5 protein-coding genes are annotated in these 7070 nt (G+C 62.3%); 1 reads left to right on the top strand and 4 read right to left on the bottom strand.

Going from position 1 to position 7070, the window contains the following annotated elements; all coding sequences use genetic code 11:
• Positions 1 to 236: 236 nt before the first annotated feature.
• A complete protein-coding gene (radA, locus tag ACVOLZ_RS15665; protein ID WP_481516936.1) occupies positions 237 to 1619 on the bottom strand; it encodes a DNA repair protein RadA in 1383 nt (460 codons plus the stop codon).
• Between the two features lie 132 nt (positions 1620 to 1751).
• On the opposite strand from radA, the gene ACVOLZ_RS15660 reads away from it, so the two are divergent.
• Positions 1752 to 3812, top strand: a complete 2061-nt coding sequence (locus ACVOLZ_RS15660; RefSeq protein ID WP_481516935.1) for a putative bifunctional diguanylate cyclase/phosphodiesterase — start codon at positions 1752 to 1754, stop codon at positions 3810 to 3812.
• 287 nt (positions 3813 to 4099) lie between these two features.
• On the opposite strand, the gene cyoD is transcribed toward ACVOLZ_RS15660, so the two are convergent.
• From cyoD to cyoB, 3 genes are read right to left on the bottom strand one after another with little or no spacing between them, the layout of a single operon-like run.
• Entirely contained in the window at positions 4100 to 4438 is a 339-nt protein-coding gene (gene cyoD / locus ACVOLZ_RS15655) for a cytochrome o ubiquinol oxidase subunit IV (RefSeq protein ID WP_282271076.1), read from the bottom strand.
• Entirely contained in the window at positions 4438 to 5076 is a 639-nt protein-coding gene (gene cyoC, locus ACVOLZ_RS15650; RefSeq protein ID WP_481511135.1) for a cytochrome o ubiquinol oxidase subunit III, read from the bottom strand. Before cyoC ends, cyoD begins: the two co-directional genes overlap by 1 nt.
• Positions 5073 to 7070, bottom strand: coding sequence for a cytochrome o ubiquinol oxidase subunit I (gene cyoB / locus ACVOLZ_RS15645; protein WP_481516939.1), 1998 nt, complete (start codon positions 7068 to 7070; stop codon positions 5073 to 5075). Before cyoB ends, cyoC begins: the two co-directional genes overlap by 4 nt.

Genomic DNA, 7070 nt, shown 5'->3' with positions numbered 1-7070 from the left:
GGGCCGCGGCTGAGCCTACACGTTTTGGCCCGAGCCTTGCGGGCATGGGCCAAACCCAGAAAACCAGCGCCCCCCCTGCATCTTGGGGGAGGGGCGTCCGCCGCGAAGCTGGCAACAATGAAATTACAGGCACCTTTGGATCGGATCGACTATCAGCTTCGCGGCTGACGCCGCTCCTACGGGCTGGATCTTTGGCAAGGCCTCTGCCGAGCATGGCTCGGCACTACAGTCGCCGCTTACTCCATAGCCGCTTCCAGCGCCTGCGACAGCCGCTCCACCGCAATCACTTCCATGCCCTTCACCGTGCCGGCCTTCGGCGCATTGGCCTTGGGCACGATTGCGCGTTTGAAGCCATGCGTCGCCGCTTCGCGCAGGCGATCCTCACCATTGGGCACCGGGCGGATCTCGCCGGACAAACCCACTTCGCCAAACGCAATGGTCTTCTCCGCCAGCGGTCGGTCCTGCAGCGAGGACAGCACCGCCAGCAGCACCGGCAGATCGACGGCGGTTTCCTGCACGCGAATGCCACCGACCACATTCACGAACACGTCCTGATCGCCGACCAGCACGCCACCATGACGGTGCAGCACCGCCAGCAACATCGCCAGCCGGTTCTGCTCCAGACCGACCGCCACCCGGCGCGGATTGGACAGCGGTGAGGAATCCACCAGCGCCTGCACCTCCACAAGCAACGGGCGCGTGCCTTCGCGGGTCACCATCACGCAGCTGCCGGGCTGGCGGGTACTGCCACCGGACAGGAAGATCGCCGATGGATTGGGCACTTCCTTCAAGCCCTTCTCGCCCATCGCAAACACGCCCAGCTCATTGACCGCACCGAAGCGGTTCTTGAACGCGCGCAGGATGCGGAAGCGGCTGCCACTTTCACCTTCGAAGTACAGCACCGCGTCCACCATGTGCTCCAGCACACGCGGGCCGGCGATACCGCCCTCCTTGGTGACATGGCCGACCAGGAACACGGCAGTGCCGGTTTCCTTGGCAAAGCGGACCAGCCGCGCTGCACTTTCGCGCACCTGGCTGACCGAACCCGGCGCCGCCGTCAGCGCCTCGGTCCACAACGTCTGCACCGAGTCGGCGACGATCAGCTTGGGCCGCGCCTTCACCGCGTGCTGCAGGATGTTCTCGACACCGGTCTCGGACAGTGCGTTGATGCCCTCCAGCGGCAGGTCCAGACGCACCGCACGACCAGCCACCTGCGAAAGCGACTCTTCACCGGTGACGTACAGCACCGGCAAGCTGCTGGCCATCTTGGCCACCGCCTGCAGCAGCAGGGTGGACTTGCCAATACCCGGGTCGCCGCCAACCAACACCACCGCGCCTTCCACCAGCCCACCACCCAGCACCCGGTCGAACTCGCTGATGCCGGTGGAAACCCGCAGATGTTCGGTCTGCTGTACATCCTTCAAGGCGGTGATCTTCGGCGCCTCGACCTTGCCGGCCCAGCCGCTGCGGCGTGCTGCCGGCGCCTTTGCCGAGGCGGCGGTCTCGAGCACGATCTCGCTCAGCACGTTCCATACACCGCATTCGGTGCATTGGCCCTGCCACTTGCTGTACTCGGCGCCACATTCGCTGCAGACGTATGCACTGCGGGTCTTGGCCATGAAAATTCCTATCTGCGTCAGCGCCGCAGGATAGCCCACCGATGTCGCAAAGGCTGCGACAACTAAAGTCCCCGCCGCCGCTGCCGCTAGGTAAGTGGGGCTCTGCTCCGTCTTGATGCTCCAGGAATCCGCATGATCGGCAGTTACAATCAGGGCCTCGTCGTCGTCTCGCTGTTGGTAGCGATCCTTGCCTCCTACACCGCGCTGGACATGTCCTCGCGCGTTGCCAGCAGCCAAAGCCGCAGGGCTGCACGCATCTGGCTGGTGGGAGGCGCCGTGGCGATGGGGTTGGGCATCTGGTCGATGCACTTCATCGGCATGCTGGCTTTCAAGCTGCCGATCCCGGTCGGCTACGACCTGTTTCTGACCGCCTACTCGTTGGCCGCAGCCGTTGCCGCTTCCATGTATGCGCTGTGGCTGGTATCGCGGCAACGGCTGCCAGTCAGCCGCCTGCTGGCAGGTGCGGTACTGATGGGACTGGGCATCGCCGCGATGCACTACATCGGCATGGCGGCAATGCGGATGCAACCAGGCATTGATTACGACCCTGCCTGGTTCACCGCTTCGATCCTGATCGCCATTGGCGCCTCGGCAGCGGCATTGTGGATCGCGCAGCGCCTGCGCCATGAGCAGCCCCGCCTGTTGCCGATGCGCCTGCTGGCATCACTGGTGATGGGTGTGGCCATCGTCGGCATGCACTACACCGGCATGGCCGCCGCACGCTTCCCCGCTGGCAGCATCTGCGGCGCCATCAGCGCCGGCGGGCTGGATACGCACCTGCTCGCAGGCCTGGTCATCGTCACCACCATTGCCACCCTGGCGGTCGCCCTGCTGGCCTCGGTATTCGACGGTCAGATGCGGCTGCGCACGGGCCTGCTGGCCCATTCGCTGGCCAACGCCAATGAAAAGCTGGTGCAGGCCGCGCTGCACGACCCGCTGACCCAACTGCCCAACCGGGTGCTACTGCAGGACCGCATTGAGCGCGCGATCGAAAAAGCCGACCGCAGCGGGTTCGGCCTGGCCTTGATGTTCTGCGACCTGGACGGTTTCAAGAACGTCAACGATGCCTACGGCCACCAGCTCGGTGACCGCCTGCTGGTGCAGTTCAGCAAAAAAGTCAGCGCTTTGCTGCGCAGCCAGGACACCTTCGCTCGCCTCGGCGGCGATGAGTTCGTCATCGTGATGGCGATCGATACGCCCGACGATGCCGCGCTGATGGCCGAGCAGATCAGCGCCGCCATCAGTGAGCCTTTCCTGATCGACAATGCCGAGCTGCTGGTCAGCACCAGCATCGGCATCGCGCTGTATCCGGAAGATGCCAGCAACGAACGCGAGTTGATGATGCATGCCGATGCGGCGATGTATCACGTCAAGCACAGCGGCCGGAACGGCCACGCGTTCTTCACCTCGACCATGCAGGCCGGCACCCGCCAGCGCCTGCGCCTGCTGCAGGACCTGCGCCACGCCACCACGCGCAATGAGCTGGTGCTGTACTACCAGCCCAAGTTCCCGGCCGGTGGTAGCCGCGCCAACGGCGCTGAAGCGCTGCTGCGCTGGAACCATCCCGAGCTGGGCCTGCTATCGCCCGATGTCTTCATTCCCGTCGCCGAGCGCAGCGGCCTGATCATCCCGATTGGCGAATGGGTGCTGGACGCGGCCTGCGCACAGCTGCGTAGCTGGCATGACGCCGGCAACACGGATTGGTCGATGGCAGTGAACCTGTCGCCGTTGCAGTTCGCCTCGCCGACACTGGTGGAGACTGTGCGCTGCGCACTTGAGCGCCATGCACTGGACCCACGCCAGCTGACCCTGGAAGTGACCGAAAGCACCGCGATGAAAGATGTGGACGCTAGCCTGCAGATACTGGAAGCCCTGACCGCGATGGGCGTACGCATCGCCATCGATGATTTCGGCACCGGTTACTCCAGCCTGCTTTACCTCAAGCGCATGCCAGCGACGGAACTCAAGATCGACCGTGCCTTCGTCCGCGACCTGGAGCACAACAGCGAGGATGCGGCCATCGTCTCCTCGATCATCGCGCTGGGCCGCACGCTGCAATTACAGGTCGTCGCTGAAGGTGTGGAAACCGAGGCGCAACGCAACTTCCTCGGTGAACTTGGTTGTGATGTGTTGCAGGGCTACCACCTGGGCCGACCGGTGGCGGCAGCGGATTTCATCAGCAGCAACGGCTGAAGCCAGGCCGCAACTGCGCGTAGTGCCGAGCCATGCTCGGCGGGGGCTTCACCAATAATTTCAATTCGCTTGTAGGAGCGGCGTAAGCCGCGAAGCTGGTGGATCACCAGATCTCAAGAATGCCGATTCCTGAAGGCATTCCTGCTTCGCGGCTTACGCCGCTCCCACAACTGCGGTTGGCTGATGGTTTGTTGGGAACGCCCTTGCCGAGCATGGCTCGGCACTACAAAAAAAAAACAAAGGCCGCCTTGCGGCGGCCTTTGTTATGCATCAAGTGATCAAGCCGCTCAGTGCATCATGTGGTGATTCATGTTCCACATGACCCACAGCGTGCCCAGCACGATGATGCCGATCACCACCAGGGTGAACATGCCGGCGTTGACGTTCCAGCGCGCAGCCGAGGAACGGTCAAGGTGCAGGAAGAACACCAGGTGCACCAGCAGCTGCAGGATGCCTGCAACCACGATCACCGCGCCGGTGGCGAAGCTCGACATGCCACCGCTCATCACCACCCAGAACGGGATGATGGTGAGCACGGCAGCCAGCACGAAGCCGATCAGGTAAGACTTGACGCTGCCGTGGCTCTCGCCAGCGGCACCGTGTGCATGATTGTCATGTGCGGACATTACATCGCTCCCGACAGATAAACGACAGAGAACACGCCAATCCAGACCAGATCCAGGAAGTGCCAGAACAGGCTCAGGCACGCCATGCGGGTCTTGTTGCGCGGGGTCAGGCCATCCTGCTTGAGCTGGACGAACATCACCGCCAACCACAGCAGACCAGCGGTCACGTGCAGACCGTGGGTACCGACCAGGGCGAAGAACGCCGACAGGAAGGCACTCTTGTCCGGGCCGTGGCCGTTGTGGATCAGGTGGTTGAACTCCCAGATTTCCATGCCCATGAAGCCGGCACCCAGCAGCCAGGTGATGGCCAGCCAGAAGAACATCAGGCCCTTCTTGGACTGGTGCATGGCGATCATGCCCAGGCCGAAGGTCAGCGAGGACACCAGCAGCAGCGCGGTTTCCCACGCCACGAACGGCAGTTCAAACAGATCCTTGGCCGACGGGCCACCATTGGTGCCGCCGGACAACACTACGTAGGTCACGAACAGGGTGGCGAAGATGAGCAGATCGCTCATCAGGTACACCCAGAAACCGAAGACGGTGTTCTCGCTGGTGTCGTGATGCTCGTGATGGTCATCGCCATGGTCCGCAGCGTGCGCTGCGGAACCGTGGGTCATCGTGTGGGCGTTCGTGCTCATGCCTTCACCTCGGTCTTCACCAAGCCCTGAGCTTCCAGGTGCTTACGGTGTTCGTTCTCGATACGTTCCACCTCGGCAGCCGGCACCCAGTAATCCACGTCCTTGTCGAAGGTACGGTAGATGAAGGTGGCGATCATGCCGACCAGGCCGATGATGGCCAGCAACCAGATGTGCCAGACCATCGCAAAACCCAGCACCAGGCTGAACGCGCCGATCACAACGCCAGTGCCGGTGTTCTTCGGCATATGGATGTCGCTGTACTTGGCCGGCTTCTGCCAGGCTTCGCCGCGCTGCTTGCGGTGCCAGAACTCGTCCAGCTCCTCACCCTTGGGCAGGGTGGCGAAGTTGTAGAACTGCACCGGGGAAGCGGTTTCCCACTCCAGGGTACGGGCATCCCACGGATCGCCGGTCAGGTCAGCGTTCTTCTTGCGGTCGCGGATCGACACGGCGATCTGGATCACCTGGCACAGGATGCCCAGGGCGATGATCGCAGCGCCGATGGCGGCAACCACGAAGTACGGCTGGTAGTCCATGTTCGGGTAGCTCTGCATACGACGCGTAGCACCCATGAAGCCCAGTGCGTACAGCGGCATGAAGGCCACGTAGAAGCCGATGAACCAGCCCCAGAATGCACGCTTGCCCCAGGTCTCATTCAAGGTGAAGCCAAACATCTTCGGCCACCAGTACGTGATACCGGCAAACATGCCGAACACCACGCCGCCGATGATGACGTTGTGGAAGTGGGCAATCAGGAACAGCGAGTTGTGCAACACGAAGTCGATGGCCGGGATCGCCAGCATCACGCCGGTCATGCCGCCGATGGTGAAGGTGACCATGAAGCCGATCGTCCACAACACCGGCGAGGTGAAGTGCACGCGGCCGCGGTACATCGTGAACAGCCAGTTGAAGATCTTCACGCCGGTCGGGATCGAGATGATCATCGTCGTGATGCCGAAGAAGGCATTGACGTTGGCACCCGAGCCCATGGTGAAGAAGTGGTGCAACCACACCAGGAACGACAACACACCGATCGCACAGGTGGCGTAGACCATGCCCTTGTAGCCGAACAGGGTCTTGCGCGAGAACGTGGCGATCACTTCAGAGAACACACCAAATGCCGGCAGCACCAGGATATAGACCTCCGGGTGACCCCAGATCCAGATCAGGTTGATGTACAGCATGGCGTTGCCGCCACCATCGTTGGTGAAGAAGTGCGTACCCAGGTAACGATCCAGGGTCAGCAGCACCAGGGTGATGGTCAACACCGGGAAGGCAGCAATGATCAGCAGGTTGGTGACCAGGGCGGTCCAGCTGAACACCGGCATGTGCATCAGCTTCATGCCCGGGCTACGCATCTTGAGGATGGTGATGAAGAAGTTGATACCGCTCAGCGTGGTACCCAGGCCTGATACCTGCAGGGCCCAGATGTAGTAATCCATACCTACGCTTGGACTGTATTCCAACCCTGACAAGGGCGGGAAGGCCAACCAACCGGTCGCGGCGAATTCACCGATCCACAGCGAAATCATCATCAGGCCGCAGCCTGCGACGAACAGCCAGAAGCTCAGCGAGTTCAGGAACGGGAAGGCAACGTCGCGGGCACCAATCTGCAGCGGCACCACCAAGTTCATCAAACCGGTGATCAGCGGCATGGCCACGAAGAAGATCATGATCACGCCGTGGGCGGTGAAGATCTGGTCGTAGTGGTGCGGCGGCAGATAGCCTTCGGCGCCGCCAGCGGCAACCGCCTGCTGGGCACGCATCATGATCGCGTCGGAGAAGCCGCGCAGCAGCATCACGAACGCCACGATCAGGTACATCGCGCCGATCTTCTTGTGGTCCACCGAGGTGAACCACTCCTTCCACAGGTAACCCCACAGCTTGAACTTGGTGACCGCGGCTACAACAGCCAGGCCGCCCAGCATCGCGCCGATGAGGGTGGAGAGCACGATGGGATCGTGCGGCAGTGAATCAAGAGAGAGTTTTCCAAGCAT

The sequence above is a fragment of the Stenotrophomonas sp. STEN020 genome (genome assembly GCF_056760195.1).
Note: the sequence above shows the minus strand (reverse complement) of the source record. Positions and strands in the feature narration are given on the sequence as shown.